The sequence below is a fragment of the Microbacterium sp. NPDC064942 genome, from assembly GCF_049545525.1.
GTDB classification, from domain to species: Bacteria; Actinomycetota; Actinomycetes; order Actinomycetales; family Microbacteriaceae; genus Microbacterium; species Microbacterium gawkjiense.
On sequence record NZ_JBMWDR010000001.1, the window covers coordinates 691,832 to 713,082 of the forward strand.

Genomic DNA, 21,251 nt, shown 5'->3' on the forward strand with positions numbered 1-21,251 from the left:
CCCCGCCTAGGATGAAAGGGTGACCTCGACACCTGCCGGGCCTGCCACGTCCACCCCTCCGAATCCTGTTCGTCGCACGATCGCCATCACCGTCGGCGTGCTCGTCGTCCTGGTGATCGCGTTCTTCGCGTTCGCGGGCCTGTACACCGACTGGCAGTGGTACCGGCAACTCGGTTTCGACGGCGTCCTGGTGACGCAGTGGACCGCCCGCGTGGTCATGTTCCTCGTCGGCTTCGCCGCGATGGCGCTGCCGGTGTTCGCGGCCATCCAGCTCGCCTACCGGCTCCGTCCGGTCTACGCGCGACTCAGCTCGCAGCTCGACCACTACCAGGAGGTCGTCGAACCGCTGCGACGCCTGGCGATGTGGGGCATCCCGGTCTTCTTCGGCTTCTTCGCCGGGTTCGCGGCCTCCGCGCAGTGGGAGACGGTCTGGCTCTGGGCGAACGGCGTCTCCACCGGCCAGAAGGACCCGCAGTTCGGTCTGGACACCGGGTTCTACCTGTTCCAGATGCCGTTCTACAGCGTCGTCCTCGGGTTCGCCTCGGCCGTCCTGCTCATCTGCCTGCTCGTCACCGTCGTCGTCTCCTACCTCTACGGATCGGTGCGCGTCGGCCAGCGCGAGCTGCGCATCTCGAAGGCCGCCCGCATCCAGCTGGCCATCGTCGCGGCGCTCTACCTCGCCGTGCAGGCCGTGAGCCTGTGGCTCGACCAGTACAAGACCCTCACGACGCAGGGCGAGCGCTTCACCGGCGCGAGCTACGTCGACGTCAACGCGGTCATCCCGGGACTTGCGATCCTCTCCGTCGCCGCCGCCATTGTCGCGGCGCTGTTCATCGTCACCGCGATCATCGGCCGCTGGCGCTTCCCGCTCATCGGCACCGCGCTCCTGATCGTCTCCTCGCTCGTGGTGGGCGTCGCCTACCCGTGGGCGGTGAGCCAGTTCCAGGTGGCGCCGAACCTCGAGACCTACGAAGCGCCCTACGTGGAGCGGAACCTCGAGGCGACGAAGTTCGCCTACGGCATCAATGGGCTCGAGAAGACCCCGTACGAGGCGGTCACGACCGCCGAACAGGGGCAGCTCCGCGCGGACGCCGACACCACGGCGTCGATCCGTATCATGGACCCCGCCATCATCGGTCCGACGGTGCGCCAGCTCGAGCAGTACCGCTCGTACTACCAGTTCCAGAACCCGCTCGACGTCGACCGGTACGAGATCGACGGCAAGACGCAGGATGCCGTCGTCTCGGTGCGCGAGCTCAACCTCGACCAGCTGGGCACCGCGCAGTCCTGGTACAACAACACCCTCGTCTACACGCACGGTTACGGTGTCGTCGCGGCCAAGGGCAACGAGCGCACGGACGACGGCAACCCCGTCTTCCTCGAGCGCGGCATCCCGACCGCGGGCGACCTCACGCAGAACGAGGAGTACGAACCGCGCATCTACTTCGGCGAGTCGTCGCCGCCGTACTCGATCGTCGGAGCCCCCGAGGGCAGCGACCCCGTCGAGCTGGACTACCCCCGCGGTGAGGACGGCGCCGACCAGACCCGTACGACGTTCGCGGGCGACGGCGGCCCGAACATCGGCAACCCCTTCAACCGGTTGCTGTACGCGCTGAAGTTCCAGTCGACCGACATCCTCTTCTCCGACGGCATCAACGAGAAGTCGCAGATCCTCTACGACCGCAACCCGCGCGATCGCGTGCAGAAGGTGGCGCCGTACCTCGAGCTCGACAGCGACCCCTACCCGAGCGTCGTCGACGGTCGTGTCGTGTGGATCATCGACGGCTACACCCTCAGCAACAACTACCCGTACTCCTCGATCGTGAGCCTGCGGGATGCGATCTCGGACACGACCAACACGCAGCCGCGCGTCGCGCTCGACGACGTCAACTACATCCGCAACTCGGTGAAGGCGACCGTCGACGCCTACGACGGTTCGGTGACGCTGTACGCGTGGGACGACCAGGACCCGCTGCTGAAGGCGTGGCAGAACATCTACCCGTCGACGCTGAAGCCGGTGAGCGAGATGTCCGGCGACCTCATGAGCCACGTGCGCTACCCGACGGACCTGTTCAAGGTGCAGCGCGCCATGCTCGGGACATACCACGTCGACGACGCGCAGTCCTTCATCCGTCGCGACAACGCGTGGCGCACGCCGCAGGACCCGGTGACGCCGGCGAACCTGCAGCCGCCGTACTACCTGACGATGCAGATGCCGGGGCAGGACAAGCCCTCGTTCTCGATGTTCACCTCGTTCATCCCCGCCTCGGTCGGTGAGGACGAGCGGAACGTGCTGCTCGGTTACCTCGCGGTGGACTCCAACGCGGGCTCCGAGGCCGGCAAGAAGGGCGAGGACTACGGCACGCTCCGCATGCTCGAGATCGGGGCGGACGTGTCCGTTCCCGGTCCCGGACAGGTGCAGAACGAGTTCCGCTCGAACGCGAGCGTCGCTCGTGAGGTCAACCTGCTGCAGCAGGGCCAGTCGGACGTCCTGAACGGCAACCTGCTGACCCTGCCCGTCGGCGGCGGCCTGCTGTACGTGCAGCCGGTCTTCGTGCAGGCCTCCAGCGGAACGCAGTTGCCGCAGCTGCGGAAGATCCTCGTCTCCTTCGGCAAGCAGGTCGCGTTCGAGGACACCCTCCAGCAGGCACTCGACAGGCTCTTCGGCGGCGACTCCGGCGCGACCGCGGGCGACGACGGGACGACCCCGACGCCGTCGGCGACACCCGGCGCAACCCCGTCGCCGGAGCCGACGGACGGCACCTCCACGCCGCCGGTCGGTGTCGGCGACGAGACCGCTCGCCTGCTGCAGGAGGCGCGCGAGGTCATGCTCGCCCGCGATGATGCGATGCAGAAGGGCGACTGGGCCGCCTACGGCGAGCAGGATGAGCGGCTCACCAACATCATCGACCGGCTCATCCAGCTCGACGGGGAGTGACCCCGACCGATCGGGTGGTGGCGGCTCAGCGGACGAGCAGCCACCACCAGATCAGCAGCAGCGTGACGAGGAACCCGGCGATCTGGTTCAGCCACAGGAAGCGGTCCCAGCCGCGGGTGGCGGCTGCGGCATCCGCGTCGCGGATCGAGCGGTACGGCCAGACCGTGACGAGATACGGGATGGCGACGATCGCGGCCAGCGGTCCCGGCCATTCCGTGGCGAGCATGAGCGCGCCGGCGGCCGCGTAGGCGACGAGCGAGAACCGCACGGTCCACGCGGCGCCGCGCGCAGTCGCGATCGAGGAGATCGCCGCCTCGCGGTCGGCGACGACGTCCTGCACGGCGCCGAACGCGTGCGACGCCACGCCCCAGAGGGCGAACGCGACGATCACGAGGACGAGCTGCGGCGTCCACATCGCGCCGGTGAGGACGAGCGCGTACACCGCGGGCGAGAAGAAGTGGATGCTGCTGGTGATCGAGTCGGCGAACGGCCGCTCCTTCAGCCGGAGCGGCGGCGCGCTGTAGAAGACGACCGCGAGCAGGCTCAGGCCGAGGACGAGCCAGGATGCCGGGGTCCCCGCGATCACGAGGGCGATGACGAACGGGGCGCAGAGCAGCACGGACGCCCAGAGGACGGCGGGGTGCAGCCGCTTGTCGAGGATGGCTCCGTGCGCGCCGCCCTTGCGGGGGTTGCGGAGGTCGGACTCGTAGTCGAACACGTCGTTGATGCCGTACATCGCGACGTTGTACGGGATCAGGAAGAAGATCGTCCCGATCACCAGCACGAGGTCGATCTCGCGTGCGCTGAGCAGGTACGCCGCGGCGAACGGGTACGCCGTGTTGATCCAGCTCACCGGTCGTGAGGAGACGAACAGCTGACGGACGAACAGCGCCGGGCTCATGCGGCATCCCTCTGGGAACGACGGCGGGGCGCGGGAAGGAGTGCACCGATCGCGGGCAGCAGGAACGCCGCGCAGATCGGGTAGGCGAAGTCTTCGATCGGTGCGAGGCCGATGCGGATGCCGCTGATGTGCTGCTCGGGATAGGTGAACAGGTCGGCCGCGATCATCAGGTTGTCGAATACCGCGGTGAAGGCGATGAGGACGAGCGCGGTCCAGAGGGAGGCCTTCAGGCGCGCCGCAGCACCCGGACGCCGCGCGGAGACGAGGGTCACGACGACGGTGACGAGCGCGAACGGGACGACGAGGAGCGGATACGTCACGCCGCCTCCCGCCCGGCACGTCGCCGCGCGGCGACACGCAGGGCGATCGCGTGCACGACGAGCGTCAGGTGGCACAGGAAGGCGAGGAAGACCGGTTCCTCGAGGGGGAGGTGCGGGGCGAGGTCCACGCCGAGCAGCAGCGGGCTGTCGCCGCGGACGAAGACGCCGCTCGCAATGCCGGCGATGTCCCAGACGAGCAGGAAGACCGTGCCGCACGCGATGAGCAGAAGCGTCCGCCGGGGGGCGGCACCGAGGGCGAGGCGATGCCGGAGGTCGACGGCGAGCACCCCGAGCGCCGAGACGATCAGGGCGAGGAGGTACAGTCCCGCCACCGCGCTCAGCCCTTCGCGTGCGCCGGGGTGGGCAGCTGCCCGGTGGAGGTGTCGCCGTCGAGCAGTTTGACGACGAGCTCCGCCGAGATGAGGCACATGGGCAGGCCGACGCCGGGGAGCACGGTCTGGCCGGCGTAGAGCAGTCCGTCGACCTTCGAGCGCAGGCCCGGTCGGAACATCGCCGACTGTCGGAGCGTGTGCGCGAGTCCGAGCGCCCCGCCCCGGAACGAGCCGAAGTCCGCGGCGAAGTCGCCGGGCGTGATCGTGCGACGCACCCGGACGCGGTCGGCGAGGTCGGGGACGCCCGTCCAGTCGGCGATCTGCGCGATGACGGCGTCGGCGGCCGCCTCGATCCGGGGGTCGCCGGCGCCGTCCACGCCGCCGCGGCCGAGCTCGGGAGCGGCGGGCATGGGGACGAGGACGAAGAGGTTCTCGTGCCCGGCCGGCGCGACGTCGTCGTCCGTCGCGCTGGGGCGGCAGACGTAGAGCGACGCGGGGTCCGGGATGCCGTCTGCGGCTCCCTCGCCGAAGATCGCGTCGAAGTTCGCCTTCCAGTCCTTCGTGAACAGGAGGGTGTGGTGCTCGAGCTGGGGGAGTTCGCCCTCGACGCCGAGGAGGATGAGCAGCGCGCCGAACGACGGCGTGCGCTTGTCCCACCATGCGTCGCTGCGCGAGCGCAGCTCCGGCTCGAGGAGGACCGTCTCGGTGTGGTGCATGTCCGCCGTCGAGATGACGTGGTCGGCCGCGACGACGGTGCCGTCGGCCAGGCGGATGCCGGTGGCCCGGCCCCCCTCGGTGAGGATCCGTTCGACCGGGGTGCCGGTGCGGATCTCGGCGCCTCGGCCTTCGGCCAGGCGCGCGATCGCCCGGATCACCTGCACGAGGCCCCCGCGCGGATAGAGCACGCCGTCGTCGAGATCGAGGTGGCTCATGAGGTGGTACAGGCTCGGCGCGTCGTAGGGCGATCCGCCGAGGAAGACGGCCGGGTAACCCAGCACCTGCTGCAGCACGGGGTCGGAGAACTTCTTCTCGACGTGGGTCGAGAGGGGGCGCAGGAGCAGCGGCAGAAGGGTGCCGAGCTTGCGGAGGACGTCGGGGTGGGCGAGGCCCTTGAGGGACACGTACGGGTCGTACAGGAACCGTGAGACGGCGAGGTCGTAGATCTCGCCCGCCGAGTCCAGGTACGTCGCCAGTTCGGCGCCGGCGCCGGGTTCGCGCGCCTCGAAGGCCGCGACGGCGGCATCCCGCCCCGACACGACGTCGAAGGGCTCCCGCTCGCCCTCGTGGTAGACGCGGTAGGCCGGTTCGAGGCGCACCAGGTCCAGTTGTTCCCGGGCGCTCGTGCCCAGGAGGGCGAAGAAGTGGTCGAACACCTCGGGCATGAGGTACCAGCTCGGGCCGGTGTCGAACCGGAAACCGTCTTTCTCCCAGCTCCCGGCACGCCCGCCGACGTCGTCCAACGCCTCGAAGACGGTCACCCGGTCACCGCGGTCGGCGAGCAGCGCCGCGGTCGCCAGGCCTGTGATGCCGCCACCGATGATCGCGATACGCCGGCTCATTCGGGGGTTCTCCGGTTCTGTCGTGTCGTGCGAGGCGTGAGGGGTCGACGGTGCGCGACGGCCGCGCGGGCGGCGATCGCCGCCTTGACCGGCGTGGGCACGCGGACCCGGACGCTGAGGTCCTCGGTGCGGCGCAGCCGTTCGGTGAGTTCGGCGAAGAGGCCGTGCGCGGTGGCGACGGCGACCCGGCAGTCGGCGGGGAGGAGCGGGATGGTCGCGGCCGCGGCATCCAGGTCCCCGTCGATGCGGGCGAGCACCTCGCGGCGGCGCGTCGCGCCGTCGCCGACACCGAGGTAGTCCCGTCCCAGCCGCCCGGCGTCGTCGGCGTGGTCGCGGAGGAAGTTGATGTCCTGGAACGCCACGCCGAGCCGACGCGCCCCCGTGACCAGGACGGCATCGGGGTCGCGGGGGACTCCTTCGCCGGCGTTCACGAACACCTGCAGGCACATGAGCCCGACGACCTCCGCCGAGCCGTAGACGTAGTCGTCGTGCGACGCCTCGTCGTGCTCGGCGCGCTCGAGGTCGGTGCGCATCGACGCGAAGAAGGGTTCGATGTGGTGCCGCGCGATGCCGCACTGCCGCGCCGTCCGCGCGAACGCGTGGACGATGAGGTTCGCACTGAAGCCGCGCTCGATCGCGGCGTAGGTCTCGGTTTCGAGTGCGTCGAGCACGTCGCGCTGCTCGCCGAGCGGGACTCCCGCGGCGGAGGCTGCGCCGTCGACGATCTCGTCGGCGACGCGGACAAGGGCGTAGACGTTCCGCACATGCGGCCGGACGCGCGGCCCGAGCAGGCTCGTCGCGAGGCCGAACGACGTGGAGTAGGCGCGGATGACGGATGCCGCGGCGGCGACCGCAGTCTCGTCGTAGAGCGTGTCGGTCATCGGGGGATGCGGTCCTCCACGGCGGCAGCGAGTGCGGCGAGGAGGACGACGGCGTCGCGGGGGAGCGCGGCGTCGGCGGCGAGGGTCCGCGCGGAGCGCAGCGTCTGCGCGATCATCTCGACGGTGCGCTCACGGGCGCCGCTCGCCGTCAGCTCGCGCTGGGCGTGTTCGATCGCGATCGGGCCCGTGGGGGCCATCGCCAGGGCCGAGGCGATCTGGGGCCAGGCCTCGGTCTCGGCCGCCATCGCGATGAGGGGGGTCCGTTTCGAGGCGCGCAGGTCCGCCCCGGGTTCGCGCCCGGCCTCGGCACGGGTGCCGAAGGTGCCGATCAGGTCGTCGGCCAACTGGAACGCCACGCCGATGGCGGACCCGGCAGCCTCGAGCGCCGCGCGCTGGTCGTCGTTCGCGCCGGCGAGCAGGGCGCCGGCGGCCAGCGGCGCCTGGAACGAGTAGAAGGCCGTCTTGTCGCGCGCGGTGCGCAGGAGCGTGTCCGTCGGCGGCAGGTCCGCGCCGATGGACTGTTCGACGTCGGCGAGCTCCCCGGCCGCAGAGACGAGGACCGCGTCGTCGAGCAGGACGAAGAGGGCCGCACGCTGGGGCGACGTGACCGGTGCCGTCGCGATCAGCCGGGTCGCTTCGAACAGGAGCAGGTCTCCCGCGAGCACCGCCGCCGCCGACCCGAGCAGTCGCGATTCGTCCTCGTCCCCGCCCCGCACGCGCGCGCGTTCGCGGAAGCGGCCGACGACGTTCGGGATGCCGCGCCGCTCGACGTCGCCGTCGATCAGGTCGTCGTGGACGACGAAGGCGGCGTGGAGCAGTTCGAAGGCGGCCGCGACGCGCCACAGGCCGGGGGAGCGGCCGGCATCACCGCCGAACGCCTCGAAGGCGGCGACGACGAGCGCGGGCCGGAGGCGCTTGCCCCCCGTCGCAGAGGCCGCGGTGGCGTCCCCGAGAGCCGCCGATGCCTCGCCGAGCGCCGCCGAGCGCACCCGGAGCCGCTCGAGCGCCACCTCGAGCGCATCGTCGATCTCCCGCCAGGCGGCGGGGGGCAGGCCGATCACGAGGCCCTCCGTTGCTCGTGCGGGGCGAACAGCTCGAGCTGCTGCGCCTGCAGCACGAGCCACGGGCTGAAGGCCCACGGCGTCGTCGTGAGCGAGGCATCCAGGTCGGCGGGGTCGACCCAGCGGGCCTCGGCGACCTCATCGGGGTTCAGTCGCGGCTCGTCGTCCGTGTAGGCGACGTAGACGGGGCAGATCTCGTGCTCGACGATGCCCGAGGCGTCCGTGGCCCGGTACCGGAAGAGCGGGAGGGCGAGGGAGACGTCGCGGAGGGTGAGGCCGACCTCGAACGCCGCCCGACGGTGGACGGCGTCGAGCACGGGTTCGGCGGGGGCGGGGTGCCCGCAGAAGGAGTTCGTCCAGACGCCCGGCCAGGCGGCCTTGCTGAGCGCGCGTCGAGTGACGAGCAGCTGCCCGCGATCGTTGTAGACGTGGCACGAGAAGGCGAGGTGGAGTGCGGTGTCGGTCCCGTGCACGCTAGCTTTCGGAGCCGTGCCGATGTCGCGTCCGTCGTCGTCCAGCAGAACGACGTATTCGATGTCCGACACGATTCCTCCGTAGTTTGCTAGATTATCTAGCGATCAATCGACATGGTACAGACCGACCGGAAAGGTGTCCAATGGTGGCGGAACCATGGATTCCGGCCAACGAGCGCGACGTCGTTGTGCTCGGCGCCCTCGAGGCGGTGCGGGCCTTCTCGGACGCCTTGGACCGAATGTACGCCTCGATGCGCGGTGACATGGACATGAACACGACCGACCTCGCGGCCCTCCGCATGCTCATCATCCGCGAGCAGCACGGCGAGGTCGTGAAGCCCCACGATCTCGCGACGCACCTCGCGATCTCGACCGCATCGACGACGAAACTGCTCGACCGACTGACGGCCGACGGCTACCTGGTCCGCAAGCCCCACCCGCACGACCGACGGTCGCGGATCGTCGCGCTCACCGACGAGGCGCGTGCGACCTTCCGGAAGCACTTCGGGGAACGGCTGCGGCGGATGCGGGAGGCGACCGAACCGTACTCCGACGACGAACTGCGCACGATCGTGCGGTTCCTCGCCGACATGGAGCGGGCGATGCTGCCCGACTGACGGCTCGATCCGTGGGCCGAACGCGAAGAAGGCGCCCCCTCCGGAGAGGGAACGCCTTCTTCTTCTTGTTGCGGGGACAGGATTTGAACCTGCGACCTCTGGGTTATGAGCCCAGCGAGCTACCGAGCTGCTCCACCCCGCGGCACAAGAGAAAACACTAGCACGGGTTTCGCGGACACGCGAATCGGTCCGAGGATGCGGCCGGTTGTCGGCAGGATGGGACGCATGGTCCGCCGTGACACCGATGCCTCCGCCGACGCACAGCCCGACGGGCGGGACGAGACCCGCGACGAACGGGCCGACCGCAACTGGAACGAGGTGCTGCAGGAGTTGCGTGTGCTGCAGACGGGCACGCAGATCCTCACCGGCTTCCTCCTCGCCCTCGCGTTCCAACCCTCCTTCGGCGACCTGGAGTCCTCGCAGCGGCTCGGGTACCTCGTGCTCGTGGTCCTCTCGGCGCTGAGCGCCGTCGTGGCCCTCGCCCCGGTCTCGGTGCACCGCATCCTGTTCGCCCGTCGCGCCAAGCCCGCCATCGTCCGGTTCGGTCATCTCTGCATGATCGGCGCGCTCGTGTTGGTGTCGGCCCTGCTGGTCGGCGTCGTCGCGTTCGTGTTCGACGTCGTCGTGGGCGGTGCGGCATCCTGGGTGGCGGGAGTCGGCCTGGCCGTCGTGATCGCGGCCCTCTGGCTCATCGTCCCGCTCGTTACGCGCCGTCGCTCGGAAGGCACTCCATGACCGTCACCCCGCTCGGCCTCGCGGTCGCGCAGTTCGCGCCGGCCGCCGATGACGCGGCCAACCTCGACACGATCTCCGACCTCGTCGCGCGCGCCGCCTCGCGCGGGGCGCGGATCGTCCTCTTCCCCGAGTACTCGAGCTACTTCGTCGACCCGTTCGACGCCTCGCTCGCCGCGCACGCGCAGGACCTCGACGGCCCCTTCGTGACGGCGCTCACGGATCTCGCCGCCCGCCACGGCGTCCACATCGTCGCGGGCCTCGTCGAACGGGCCGCGAGCAGCGATCGCGTGCGCAACACCGTCGTCGCCGTCGACGCCGGCGGTGTCGTCGCGCGCTACCGGAAGCTCCACCTGTATGACGCGTTCGGGCAGCGCGAATCGGACTGGGTGGAGCCGGGCGGGATCGAGACGCCCGAGACGTTCGAGGTGAACGGCCTCCGCTTCGCCCTCATGACCTGCTACGACCTCCGCTTCCCCGAAGTCGCCCGGATCCTGGCCGACACCGGCGCACACGTCGTGCTCGTGGCCGCCGAGTGGGTGCGGGGCCCGCTCAAGGAGGATCACTGGCGGACGCTCCTGCAGGCGCGAGCGATCGAGAACACGCTCTACGTGGCCGGCGCCGATCACCCGCCGCCGCTGGGCGTCGGGCACTCCGTCGTGATCGATCCGCTGGGCGTCCCGGTGGCCTCGATCGGCACCGCCACCGATGTCGCGGTGGCCGCCGTCGACGCCGCGGTGGTCGACCGGGTCCGGCGAGTCAATCCGGCGCTGGCGCTGCGCCGCTACCGCGTCGTGCCGCGGGAGTGAGGTCCCGGACGGGTCTCACCGAGCGGATGCCGCGAGGCGCCGCGCCGCCTCGGCGATGACGTCCGTCCGCTTGCACGCCGCGAATCTCACGAGACTCGCGTAGTCCGCCCGGTGGTCCTCGGACACGAAGGCGGTGAGGGGGATGGCGGCAACCCCCACCCGTTCGGGCAGCGTGCGGCAGAACCCGGCCGCATCCTCTCCGGCATCCAGCAGCGGACCGACGTCGGCGACGGTGAAGTACGACCCGGCCGGTGTCGACACGTCGAAGCCGGCGGCGATCAGGCCCTCGCCGAGCAGGTCCCGCCGCTCCCGCTGCGTCGCGGCGAGGTCGTCGAAGTAGGCGTCCGGCAGCCCGAGGCCGACGGCGATCGCGGGTTGGAACGGGGCGCCGTTCACATAGGTCAGATACTGCTTGACTGCGAGGACGGCGTCGACGAGGTCGGCCGGGCCGCTCACCCACCCCACCTTCCATCCGGTCGTGCGGAAGCTCTTGCCGCCCGAGGAGATCGTGAGGGTCCGTTCGGCGGCGCCGGGAAGCGTCGCGATCGGCGTGTGCGTCCCGTGGATCACGAGGTGCTCGTAGACCTCGTCGGTGACGATCAGGGCGTCGTGGTGTGCGGCCAGGCGCACGATCTCGGCGCGCACATCGGCGGAGAACACCGTTCCGGTCGGGTTGTGCGGGTCGTTGACGAGGATGATCCGGGTCCGGTCGCCGACCGCCGCGCGCAGATCGGCGAGGTCGGGTTCGAGGTCGGGCCAGCGCAGCGGCACGGGGACGAGCCGGGCGCCCGCGAGGGCGATCGCAGCGGCGTAGGAGTCGTAGTACGGCTCGAAGACGACCACTTCATCGTCCGGTCCCTCCAGCAGGGCCAGGAGGGTCGCCGTCAGCGCCTCGGTCGCTCCCGCCGTGACGAGGATCTGCCGGTCGGGGTCGAGGTCGATGCCGTAGAAGCGGTGCTGGTGATCCGCGACGGCCTCTCGGAGCACCGGCATCCCCCGTCCCGGCGGGTACTGGTTGACGCCGGAACGGATCGCGTCGACGGCGGCGGCGAGCACCTCGGCGGGACCGTCCTCGTCGGGGAAGCCCTGGCCGAGGTTGATCGCGTCGTGGCGGACGGCGGCGGCGGTGATCTCCGCGAAGATCGTCGCCGCGAGCGTCCCGTCGGGGGCGAGGAGGCCGGCGCCGCGGGCTGCGCGTTGCCAGGCACCGGGGATGTGCAGCACCGGCCCAGCGTATCGCCCGGCGCCGGGCGGCGTCCGCGGGCGCGACCCGGGGCGTCATCCACTCCCATAGGCTGATCGGAGGGTCGGCATAGCTGGTCCACAGACTCCGGGAGCACTCTGAAGTCGCCTCGAAGAAGGAGCAGTCCCATGAGCGATTCGAACATCCCCGACCCGAACACGGCCGGCGCCCCCGTGCCGCCGCGTCCGCCGCTGCCCGACTCGGGCGCCGCCGGTCCGTCGGCCGCCGGCCCGCAGGCATCCGGCGCCCCGCAGGCGGGCGGCGGTTGGTTCTCGCACGGCTCGCAGGCGAGCGGACAGCACGCACCGGGAACGAGCTTCTCCGGTCAGCCGACCGCACCCCAGTCCGACGCTCACGCGCCCCGTGCGGCAGAGGCCAAGGTCGGCTCCGGCAAGATCGTCGCCGTCCTCGTCGCCGCCGCCATCGTCGGCGCGGTGTCGGGTCTCGGCGGTGCCGCGATCGGCAACGACATGTTCGCTGCGAACAGCAGCACCTCGGTCTCGCGCGGATCGACGACCGTCACGGTCAACGATCCCGACAACGTGAACCAGACGACGGGGATCGCGGCCAAGACCCTGCCGAGCGTCGTGACGATCAGTGCGACGTCGTCGGACGGTGGCGGCACCGGATCGGGCGTGATCCTCAGCTCCGACGGCTACATCGTCACCAACACGCACGTGGTCACCCTCGACGGGGCGAGCTCCGACGCCGCCCTCCGGGTCACCACGTCGGACGGCCGTGTGTACGACGCGAAGATCGTCGGGACCGACCCGATCTACGACCTCGCCGTGATCAAGCTGACGGGGGCGAGCGGGCTGACCCCGATCACCTTCGCCGACTCGAGCAAGCTCAACGTCGGTGACACGACCGTCGCCGTGGGCGCTCCGCTGGGTCTGTCGAACACCGTCACCACCGGTATCGTCAGCGCGCTGAACCGCTCGATCCAGATCGCGTCCTCGGCCGTCCCCGACTCCGGTGAGCAGCAGCAGGACCAGGGCCAGAACGGCGAGTCGCCGTTCCAGTTCGACTTCGGCCAGGGTCAGGAGCGCGGCTCCGGATCCTCGGGCACGATCTCGATCGCCGTCATCCAGACCGACGCGGCCATCAATCCCGGCAACTCCGGCGGTGCGCTCGTCGACGACACCGGCGACCTGATCGGCATCAACGTCGCGATCGCGACGGCGGGCGGCGGCTCGTCCTCCTCGAGCGAGGCGGGATCGATCGGCGTCGGGTTCTCCATCCCGTCGAACATCGTCAAGCGGGTCACGGACGAGATCATCGCGGACGGCTCCGCCAGCCACGGTCTGCTCGGCGCGATGGTCGGCAACGCCGCGGACGCCGAGAACAGCACCGTCGCGGGGGCCCTCATCAGCGACGTCACCTCGGGTGGTGCCGCGGCACAGGCAGGTCTGAAGGCGGGCGACGTCGTCACCGAGTTCAACGGCGTCCCGGTCCGCGACGCGACCGATCTGACCGCCCAGGTCCGCGCGCTGGCGGCGGGCGCGAAGGCCAGTCTCGTCTACGTCCGCGACGGCAAGACGCAGAGCGCCGATGTCACCCTCGGCGAGCTGACCGAGTAGCCCGTCCGAGTCACGACCCCACCCCGCGATAGGCTCGCGGGGTGGGGTCTTTCTCGTTCGCGTCGGGCAATGCCGCCCAGGTGATGAGGCTTCCGCTCCACGTCCTCGGGCTCGTCCTCACCCGTGTCATCCCGCGCTCCCGGGACCTGTGGGTCTTCGGCTCCGCCGTCGGGATCGGCGAGGGCGCCCTCGCGCTGTGGCACGTCGCGGCCGCTGCGGGCGAACGTGCGGTGTGGCTCACCGGGTCGGATGCCGACGCGGATGCCGCGCGCCGAGCGGGCATCCCGTCGGCCCCCAAACGCGGGCTGCGGGGCTTCTGGCTCACGGCGCGCGCTCGTGTCGTGGTCGTCACGCACGGCGCCGGCGACGTGAACCGTTACGCCACGTCCGGGTCCTACCTCGTGCAGCTCTGGCACGGCATCCCGTTGAAGCGACTCGGTCTCGACTCCAAGGTCACGGCGCGCGCCCCCCTGCCGATTCCGGGGCTCGCCCGCATTCTGCGGATCGCCTATCGGCGGACCCAGCGACGCATCCGTCTGCTCCCCGCGGCCTCGCACCTCGTCCGCGGTCGGCTGGAGTCGGCGTTCGGGCTCGGTCACGACCGGGTGCTCGTCACGGGCGAGCCCCGTGTCGACGTGCTCTCGAGCGGGCGCTCCGCCGCCGAGGCCCGGACGGACGTCGAGGCGCTCGTGGGGCCGCTCGGCGGCGCCCGAGTCGTGCTCTACGCGCCGACGTGGCGCGACGGCGAGCCGGATCCGGCCGTGCCGACCTCGAGCGAGTGGCAGACGATCTCGACCGCGCTCGAGCGCGTCGACGCCGTGCTGCTCGTGCGATCGCATCCGCTGGGGGCGGGGGAGTACCGCGCCGGGGCGGCGGGCGACCGCATCCGTCTGCTCGGCTCCGACCTGCTGCCGGACGTGACCCCGGCCCTCCCGGCCCTCGACGTCCTCATCACGGATTACTCGTCGCTTGTCTACGACACGGCGCTCGTGCCGGTACCGGTGGTGTTCTTCGCACCGGACGAGGCCCGCTACGCCGCCGAGCGCGGGTTCTACGGTCGCTACCGGGACGTCGCGGGCGAGGACGTCGCCGTCGACTGGACGGGTGTCATGGCGCAGGTCACGGCGGTGCTGGGCGACGACTGCGAGCGCGAGCGCCGTGTCGCGCGTGCCGAGGCGCTGAGCGCCCAGGTCCACGCCTACCGCGACGGCCGCAACGCCGAGCGCGTCCACGCCGCCATCCGCCGCGGACTGTCGACCACGCGCCGGGGAAGGGGTCGAGGATGATCCGGGTGTCGCTGGTGGCCGGGGACGCGCTGCAGTTCGAGGGTCGCGGCCCCGCTCCTGCCGGGCTCCGTGCCGCGGGGCCTCGAGCCGTCTCCGCGGCGTCGATCTCGGCGACGGACGCCGGCTGGCGCGCCGTCCTCCCGCTGCGGGTGTCGCGGTGGGGAAGGCCCGAGCTCGCGCTGCCCAGCGGCACCTACCGCCTCGAGCTCGACGGTCCCGCGCCGGGCTCGGCGGAGATCGCTCCGCTGGCGCGCACGGTGGCGGAGACTCTCGCCGTCGAGGTCCGGGACGGGCAGGTGATCGTCGGCCCGCCGCTGACCGAGGCCGACGCCGCGCCCGCCGGGCAGGCTGCGCTCGAGCGGGCCTACGCCGACCGATCGGACGACCTCGAGAACGCGGTCTTCTTCGAGAGCTTCTACGGCCGCAACGCCAGCTGCAACCCGCGGGCGATCGACGCCGAGATCGCGCGGATCGCCCCGACCGTCGTCCGCTACTGGAGCGTCGTCGACCGGTCGGTCGAGGCGCCGCCCGGCGCCGTCGCCGTGGTCGAGGGGTCCCCGGAGTGGTGGCGCGCGCGCGGTGCGGCGCGCCTGCTCGTCGTCAACGACTGGCTGCGCCGTCGGTTCGTCCGGCGTCCCGGCCAACGCGTCCTGCAGACCTGGCACGGCACACCGCTGAAACGGCTCGCCCTCGACCGGCCCGGGTTCGACCCGCGTCGTGCTCTCGCCGTCGTCCGCGAGAGCCGGCGGTGGGACGTGCTGCTCGCGCAGAACCCGTACGCGGCCCGCATCCTCCGCACCGCCTACGCCTTCGGTCGGCGGCCCGTGTGGGTGGAGGGCTATCCCCGCAACGACGTGCTGCTCACCGGGGATCGCGACGCCGTCCGCCGCGGATTGGGCGTCGGGCCGGACGAGCGCGTCCTCCTCTACGCGCCGACGTGGCGTGACGACCGCGAGCAGATGGTCGACTTCCTCGACCTGCAGAAGCTCGCGCAGGATGCCGGGGCCACGGTCCTCGTGCGAGGCCACTCGCGGACCCTCCTCCCCGGCGCGGATGCGACGGGGCCGCGCGTCGTCGACGTCACCGGGTACCCCGACATCTCGGCGCTCCTCCTGGCGGCCGATGCGCTCGTCACGGACTACTCCTCCGTCATGTTCGACTTCACCGCCACCGGCAAACCGGTCCACTTCTTCGTGCCCGACCTGGAGCACTACCGCGGCAGGCTCCGCGGGTTCTACTTCGACCTGGCCGAACGGGCACCGGGGCCGCTCGCGGCCACCCAGGACGAGCTGACGGCGGGACTGAACGATCCGGACGTTCCCCAGCGGTTCGCGGAGCGCTACGCCTCCTGGAGCGCACGGTTCAACGCGCGCGACGACGGCCGCGCCGCCGAGCGTGTCGTCGCGCGCCTCCTCGACCAGGGCATGATCTCGCGCGACTGACGCCTCGCCGCTGCCGTGGCGGCTGTCGTCACGGCAGGGGAGTGTTGCGATCCAACCGCGACGTGTCGATCGTGTCCTTCGCCCCCCGCACGAGGCCGGCGAGGAAGCCCGCTCCCCAGGAGAGGTGCATGGTGGGCAGGACCGCGGCCAGCCAGGCGCGTTCCCGCAACGACCGCCCGGCGACGACGCTGAAGCCGAGGACGCCGAGGATGTAGAGCGCGATCGGCAGGTGGACGAGCGACAGGACCGCCGAGGCGACACCGCTCACCAGGCCGGTGACCTGCAGCACCGCGATCACGATGCTCGCCACGACGGCGGCGACCAACGCGGGCGGTGCGAAGAAACGGAGCGAGTTGAGCCGCCCGAACCGGCGGACGAGCTCACCGCGCCAGGTCCCCGTTGCGACGAACTGCCGCGCCAGGCGCGCCCAGCTCTCGCGCGGCCAATACGTCACGGCCAGCTGGGGGTCGAACCAGACGCGGTAGCCGGCCCGACGGATGCGGAGGTTGAGTTCCCAGTCCTCGCCGCGGCGAATCGACTCGTCGAACAGTCCGACTTCCTCGAGCACCTCACGTCGCATGACGCCGAGGTAGGCCGATTCGGCCGGGCCCTCCGGCGCCCCGACGTGATACGCCCCGCCGCCGAGGCCGGCGGGGGAGTTGTAGGCGATCGCCACCGCGCGTTGGAACGGGGTGCGCCCGTCGGCGCGCATCACGCCACCGACGTTCGCGGCGCGAGCGCGCTCGAGGGTGGCGAGCGCGCGCCGCGTGTACCCCGGGGCGAGTTCGGAGTGCGCGTCGACCCGTACGATCGTGGGATGCCGCGCGGCGCGGATCGCGAGGTTGAGGGCCACCGGGATGTCGGCCTGCGGGTTCTCCACGAGACGGATGCGGGGATCCGCCGCGGCCAGTCGCCCGGCGAGCTCCGTCGTGCCGTCGCTCGAGGGGCCGAGCGCCAGGATCAGCTCCGCGGGTCCGTCGACGTCCTGCTGGAGAACCGTCTGCACCGCGCGCTCGAGGTAGTCCCGTTCGTTCAGCACGGGCATGACGAACGTGACTCCCGATCCGGGCGCCGGCACAGGGGCGTCGACGGTCACGACGGGCCGGGGGTACGGGGGATGAGAGCGTCGAACTGGGCGAGCACCTCGGCGGTGTAGGCCGCGACGTCGAGGGATGCCGGTGCCACGCGCCCGGCGAGGAAGTCCGCCATCCCCGCGGCGAGGGCGGTGTCCTCGCGGTCGACGATGTGCATGTCGTCGCCGGGGAGCGCACCGCGGGCGGATCCGAAGGCGGTCGAGACGATCGGGAGGCCCAGCTGCGCTGCCTCGATGAGGACCATGGGCTGGCCCTCGTAGTCGCTCGAGAGGACGAAGCAGTCGCACCGCCGCATGACGGATGCCGGGTCCCGCAGCGGCCCCGTCAGGATGACGCGTCCGGTGAGTCCCGCGTCGCGGACCTGCTGCTCCAGGTCGCGACGGAGGGGCCCTCCGCCGACGATGAGCAGCTGGGTGTCGGGTTCGGTCGCGGACAGGAGGGCGAAGGCGCGGATCAGGCGCGCGTGGTTCTTCTCGGTCGAGAGCCGTCCGACCGTGACGAACCTGCGGTTCCCCGGCACGGCGAGGGCGGCGTCGAGCGTCTCGCCGAGCGCGGCATCCTCCTCCGGCTCCTCGCCTTCCTCGTCGCGCTCGTCGAGCGCGGCCGCGGGCACGATGTCGGGCAGGTTCCGCAGGGTGACGAACCGGTCGCCGGGGGCGTACTCCGCCAGCTCGGCCCGGTTGAGGTCGGTGAGGGCGGGCGACACCGAGACGAGCTGGTCGTAGGCCCGGTACATGGCGAACACGCGGCCGAGGGAGCGGCGGAACGGCTGCTTGCCGTTGACCGTGCGGTCGCGATCGGCGGCCATCTCGTTGTGCAGCCAGATGGCGCGGACGGCGCGCGGCGAGTGGAGCATCAGGTGGGCCCAGAACGGACTGTATCCGCTGAAGTCGGCGACCCAGTCGAACGTGGCGGACCCGAAGATGCGCGTCCACTCGTCGCGCCAGAGCGTGCGGTGGCCGAGTCGCCGGTGGGCTCGCAGCGGGTCGGTGCTGACGTCGGCGACGCGCCGCATGATCTGACGGGCCTTCAGCCCGTTCATGCCGCCGACGCGGAAGACCTGCCGGATGCCCGGGTCGAGCCGCGACTGGTTGTGCGTGGTCGTCGCGCCGCGCGGGAACGCCATGAGCGCCGTCACGTCGTACTTCTCGGTGTCGAGCGAGTTCAGCAGGTTGACGGCTGCGGTCGTGATGCCGTTCAGACGCATGCCGCCGAGGTAGAACAGCAGGCGCGGACGCTCGTCGCGGCGCACGGGGCGGACCCGGCGCTCGGCGGTGCGGCCCCGGAACACGACGTCGATGACCCTGGACGTGGCTCCGCCGTCCTCGTGGGGTACGAAGCGGCGGGCCCAGTCCGCGTACCGCGGGTGCGCTGGAGCACCGGGGGCCAGGAGCGCGGCCAGGTCGCGCCCGAGCGCCTCGGGGTCGGTGTGCACCGGACCGGGCAGCTCGTCGAGCGGCATGTAGGTGCCGCGCTCGGCGCCGTAGGCGTCGCCGTCGGGCACGAGGAAGCCGATCGGCCGATCGGTCGCGAGGTAGTCGAAGAAGATCGACGAGTAATCGGTCACGAGGGCGTCCGCGAGACCGAGGAGCACGTTGGTCGGCGTCGTGTTGGGAACGAGCAGGCGGCGCAGTGCCGGGATGCCGCTGGCCGCGCGGTGGACCACCTGGTGGGTCTTGAGGAGGACGACGACGTCGTCGCCGAGGTGTCGCTGCAGGCCCGCCGCCTGGTCGGCGAGATGGGCGAGGTCGGCGTCCGGCGCCTGGAACGAACTGCCTCGCCACGTCGGTGCGAACAGGACGATGCGCCGGCCTGTGAGCTCGATGCCCAGACGGCTCCCCAGGTCGGCGATCCGGGCGACGCGTTCCGCCTCGGGCATCCGCTGACGGTCGATGCGGGGGTAGCCCTCTTCGATGATCGCGCCCCGGTAGACGTTGCGCAGCTGATAGGCGTCCTCGTACATGGTCTCGGCCATGAAGGGGTTCGCCGCGAGGATGTAGTCGGCGTTCAGCAGGTTCCGCAGGGTGTTGGCGGACTCCCGTGCGCCGCCCGGCATGTCGAAGCCCATCATCTTCAGCGGAGTGCCGTGCCAGGTGTTCAGGTAGACCTGTCCCACCCGCTTGCTGAATGCCGTCGGGAAGGTCGCGTTGTTGATGAGGTACCCCGCGGTCGACACCGCACGCCAATAGGCGCCGCTGCCCCGGGAAACGATCTCGACTCGCCGGTCGCCGGCGAACTCCGCGCGGAGGGCGGCTGCGGCATCCGCGTCACTGATCGCCCAGATGTGCGTCAGGTCGGCGAACTCGGGATCGGCGAGGAGTGCCCGGAAGATCGCCTCGGGATTGCAGAGCGCACCGTTGCCCGCGAAGGACTCGTAGAGGACCGTCCGATGCCGGATCGGCCGCGACCGGGACCAGGCGATGAGTTCGGAGGTCGGCACGCGCTTGGCGCGGGTGAGGGCGGAGCGGATGGCACGGGTGACGGCGGGCGGAAGGGGCGAACGCATGAGGGGTGCTGTGCTCTCGTCGACGGCAGGTCAGGGCGCGACTTCTCCGGCCCGGCGACGCGCTCGCGCCGCAACTGCTCGGTGAACGCGTCGCGCCGCCTTGTGCATTCTAGCTTCGACCGCTTCGTAGAACCCCCAGGCGACCAGGAGGCTGAGGGGGATGCCGAGAAGACCGACGAGCCCCCAGGCCTCGGATCCGAACGCGAAGGCGAGGGTGGCGAGCACCGGCACGTGGACGAGGTAGAGGCTGAAGGAGATCTTGCCGAGCCACTGGATCGGGCGTGTCTCGAAGAGCCGGATCGCCGGCCGCCACGCGAGCGCGACCAGCACGGTGCCGGCAGCACCCGGTGCGGCGAACGCCCACAGCAGGTGATTGAGGTCGGTGCCGCTGGGGAAGATCGGGCGCGCCAGCCAGCTGCCGATGAGCATGAGGGCGCTCACCAGGGTGAACAGCGGCATGAACCAGCGCGGGCGGGGGCGTTCCACCCAGGCGAGCAGGTCCGGCATCCGCGCAGCCATGATCGTCCCGATCACGAAGATGGGGAAGTAGAGCAGTTCGCTCTGCTCGAAGAGGCGCCCGACGACGCTCAGGGCGCAGCAGACGATGACCGCCGCGAGCGCGTGCCGCCGCACGAGCAGAGCCAGAGCCGTCGCCAGCGGCAGGACGATCGAGTAGAGCAGTTCCCAGTGGAGCGACCACAACGGGTTGTTGAGGGGATACTGACGCGGAACGAGCGATGCCTGCGCCAGGAACGATCCCGCCGACACGCTGTCCGCGTGCGTCTCCGCCATCCAGGACCCCGGCGGCATACGCGACGGGTCACGGGGGACTAGGAGGATCAGGATCGCGCTCAGGGCCAGCGAGGCGATGACGGGTCCGTAGAGGCGGACGACGCGGGCCGAGAGGAAACCCATCCAGGAGAAGTTCTCCTTGAAGACCGGCAGGACCACCACGAGTCCCGAGAGCACGAAGAAGACGAGGACCGCTTCGTTGCCGGCCGTGAGGAGTTTGACGGGGGACTGGGAGATGACCGCCCAGCTGACGGTTCCCTCCAGCAGCGGCTCCGCGATCAGCAGCCAGTGGTGCAGGAGCACGACGAGGGCGGCCACTCCGCGAAGTCCGTCCAGGCTCTGGATCCGGCCGGACGGCTGCTGCGAGGGAGTCGTGACCACTCGACAACGCTAGTCAGTCCGCGCGCCACCTCCACACCACTTGCGCGCGCCGGGCCGGGTGTGCAGCCCCGCGACGGTCAGCTGCCGACGCCGGTGGCGGCCAGGACGCCGACGACGAGGGATGCCGCCGCGAGCAGCAGGGCGACGCCGATGAGGACGGCGTGCACGACGAGGAACCGGGTCGGTCGGCCCTGCGCGTCCCGCGCCCGTGTGTCGCGAGAGACGCGACGGAAGAACGTCGGCCACACGAGCACGTTGAACAGGGCGTTGGCGATAAGAAGGGCCACGAGGGTGGGGAGCACGC

The 21,251-nt window shown here is 71.2% G+C and carries 19 protein-coding genes and 1 tRNA gene; 7 read left to right on the top strand and 13 right to left on the bottom strand.

Annotation, left to right across the window (positions count from 1 at the left end):
• Positions 1 to 19 precede the first annotated feature (19 nt).
• A complete protein-coding gene (locus tag ACPEH2_RS03295; RefSeq protein WP_217530215.1) occupies positions 20 to 2,938 on the top strand; it encodes a UPF0182 family protein in 2,919 nt (972 codons plus the stop codon).
• A gap of 25 nt (positions 2,939 to 2,963) precedes the next feature.
• Here ACPEH2_RS03295 and ACPEH2_RS03300 read toward each other — a convergent pair whose 3' ends face one another.
• The 7 genes from ACPEH2_RS03300 to idi are packed head-to-tail and all read right to left on the bottom strand — an operon-like array spanning position 2,964 to position 8,537.
• Positions 2,964 to 3,839 carry a prenyltransferase gene (locus tag ACPEH2_RS03300; RefSeq protein ID WP_253034176.1) on the bottom strand — a complete coding sequence of 292 codons (876 nt, stop codon included), beginning with the start codon at positions 3,837 to 3,839 and terminating at the stop codon, positions 2,964 to 2,966.
• The gene (locus ACPEH2_RS03305) at positions 3,836 to 4,159 is read right to left on the bottom strand and encodes a lycopene cyclase domain-containing protein (RefSeq protein ID WP_423718254.1); all 324 of its coding nucleotides are present in this window, start codon (positions 4,157 to 4,159) and stop codon (positions 3,836 to 3,838) included. Before ACPEH2_RS03305 ends, ACPEH2_RS03300 begins: the two co-directional genes overlap by 4 nt.
• A complete protein-coding gene (locus ACPEH2_RS03310; protein ID WP_423718255.1) occupies positions 4,156 to 4,491 on the bottom strand; it encodes a lycopene cyclase domain-containing protein in 336 nt (111 codons plus the stop codon). Before ACPEH2_RS03310 ends, ACPEH2_RS03305 begins: the two co-directional genes overlap by 4 nt.
• A gap of 5 nt (positions 4,492 to 4,496) precedes the next feature.
• Positions 4,497 to 6,050: a phytoene desaturase family protein gene (gene crtI / locus ACPEH2_RS03315; RefSeq protein WP_253034179.1), complete on the bottom strand. Its 1,554-nt coding sequence runs from the start codon at positions 6,048 to 6,050 to the stop codon at positions 4,497 to 4,499.
• A complete protein-coding gene (locus ACPEH2_RS03320; RefSeq protein ID WP_423718256.1) occupies positions 6,047 to 6,931 on the bottom strand; it encodes a phytoene/squalene synthase family protein in 885 nt (294 codons plus the stop codon). The genes crtI and ACPEH2_RS03320 overlap by 4 nt, the downstream gene beginning before the upstream one ends.
• Positions 6,928 to 7,992 carry a polyprenyl synthetase family protein gene (locus tag ACPEH2_RS03325; RefSeq protein ID WP_217530205.1) on the bottom strand — a complete coding sequence of 355 codons (1,065 nt, stop codon included), beginning with the start codon at positions 7,990 to 7,992 and terminating at the stop codon, positions 6,928 to 6,930. Before ACPEH2_RS03325 ends, ACPEH2_RS03320 begins: the two co-directional genes overlap by 4 nt.
• Positions 7,989 to 8,537, bottom strand: a complete 549-nt coding sequence (gene idi, locus ACPEH2_RS03330) for an isopentenyl-diphosphate Delta-isomerase (RefSeq protein WP_064001841.1) — start codon at positions 8,535 to 8,537, stop codon at positions 7,989 to 7,991. Before idi ends, ACPEH2_RS03325 begins: the two co-directional genes overlap by 4 nt.
• A gap of 71 nt (positions 8,538 to 8,608) precedes the next feature.
• Between idi and ACPEH2_RS03335 the strand changes: the two genes are divergently transcribed.
• Positions 8,609 to 9,082, top strand: coding sequence for a MarR family winged helix-turn-helix transcriptional regulator (locus ACPEH2_RS03335; protein ID WP_423718258.1), 474 nt, complete (start codon positions 8,609 to 8,611; stop codon positions 9,080 to 9,082).
• Between the two features lie 68 nt (positions 9,083 to 9,150).
• Here ACPEH2_RS03335 and ACPEH2_RS03340 read toward each other — a convergent pair.
• Positions 9,151 to 9,224, bottom strand: a tRNA-Met gene (locus tag ACPEH2_RS03340).
• An 83-nt stretch (positions 9,225 to 9,307) separates the two neighbouring features.
• Here ACPEH2_RS03340 and ACPEH2_RS03345 point away from each other — a divergent pair.
• Together ACPEH2_RS03345 and ACPEH2_RS03350 are read left to right on the top strand one after the other, a co-directional pair.
• Positions 9,308 to 9,817, top strand: coding sequence for a DUF6328 family protein (locus ACPEH2_RS03345; protein ID WP_253034182.1), 510 nt, complete (start codon positions 9,308 to 9,310; stop codon positions 9,815 to 9,817).
• Positions 9,814 to 10,623, top strand: a complete 810-nt coding sequence (locus ACPEH2_RS03350; protein WP_423718259.1) for a carbon-nitrogen hydrolase family protein — start codon at positions 9,814 to 9,816, stop codon at positions 10,621 to 10,623. Before ACPEH2_RS03345 ends, ACPEH2_RS03350 begins: the two co-directional genes overlap by 4 nt.
• A gap of 15 nt (positions 10,624 to 10,638) precedes the next feature.
• Here ACPEH2_RS03350 and ACPEH2_RS03355 read toward each other — a convergent pair whose 3' ends face one another.
• Entirely contained in the window at positions 10,639 to 11,847 is a 1,209-nt protein-coding gene (locus ACPEH2_RS03355; protein WP_423718261.1) for an aminotransferase class I/II-fold pyridoxal phosphate-dependent enzyme, read from the bottom strand.
• A gap of 147 nt (positions 11,848 to 11,994) precedes the next feature.
• Between ACPEH2_RS03355 and ACPEH2_RS03360 the strand changes: the two genes are divergently transcribed.
• The 3 genes from ACPEH2_RS03360 to ACPEH2_RS03370 are packed head-to-tail and all read left to right on the top strand — an operon-like array spanning position 11,995 to position 16,174.
• Complete coding sequence (locus tag ACPEH2_RS03360; protein ID WP_423718262.1) at positions 11,995 to 13,446, top strand: S1C family serine protease; 1,452 nt, start codon at positions 11,995 to 11,997, stop codon at positions 13,444 to 13,446.
• A gap of 41 nt (positions 13,447 to 13,487) precedes the next feature.
• Complete coding sequence (locus tag ACPEH2_RS03365) at positions 13,488 to 14,732, top strand: CDP-glycerol glycerophosphotransferase family protein (protein WP_423718264.1); 1,245 nt, start codon at positions 13,488 to 13,490, stop codon at positions 14,730 to 14,732.
• A complete protein-coding gene (locus ACPEH2_RS03370; RefSeq protein ID WP_423718266.1) occupies positions 14,729 to 16,174 on the top strand; it encodes a CDP-glycerol glycerophosphotransferase family protein in 1,446 nt (481 codons plus the stop codon). The genes ACPEH2_RS03365 and ACPEH2_RS03370 overlap by 4 nt, the downstream gene beginning before the upstream one ends.
• Positions 16,175 to 16,202: 28 nt before the next feature.
• On the opposite strand, the gene ACPEH2_RS03375 is transcribed toward ACPEH2_RS03370, so the two are convergent.
• The 4 genes from ACPEH2_RS03375 to ACPEH2_RS03390 all read right to left on the bottom strand — a co-directional run bounded on the left by ACPEH2_RS03375 (position 16,203) and on the right by ACPEH2_RS03390 (position 21,249).
• A complete protein-coding gene (locus tag ACPEH2_RS03375; protein WP_363377997.1) occupies positions 16,203 to 17,270 on the bottom strand; it encodes a glycosyltransferase family 2 protein in 1,068 nt (355 codons plus the stop codon).
• Positions 17,267 to 19,774, bottom strand: coding sequence for a CDP-glycerol glycerophosphotransferase family protein (locus tag ACPEH2_RS03380; RefSeq protein ID WP_423718268.1), 2,508 nt, complete (start codon positions 19,772 to 19,774; stop codon positions 17,267 to 17,269). Before ACPEH2_RS03380 ends, ACPEH2_RS03375 begins: the two co-directional genes overlap by 4 nt.
• A 30-nt stretch (positions 19,775 to 19,804) precedes the next feature.
• The gene (locus ACPEH2_RS03385; protein ID WP_359917530.1) at positions 19,805 to 20,947 is read right to left on the bottom strand and encodes an acyltransferase family protein; all 1,143 of its coding nucleotides are present in this window, start codon (positions 20,945 to 20,947) and stop codon (positions 19,805 to 19,807) included.
• 77 nt (positions 20,948 to 21,024) lie between these two features.
• The gene (locus ACPEH2_RS03390) at positions 21,025 to 21,249 is read right to left on the bottom strand and encodes an SCO4848 family membrane protein (RefSeq protein ID WP_253034191.1); all 225 of its coding nucleotides are present in this window, start codon (positions 21,247 to 21,249) and stop codon (positions 21,025 to 21,027) included.
• Between the last annotated feature and the right edge of the window lie 2 nt (positions 21,250 to 21,251).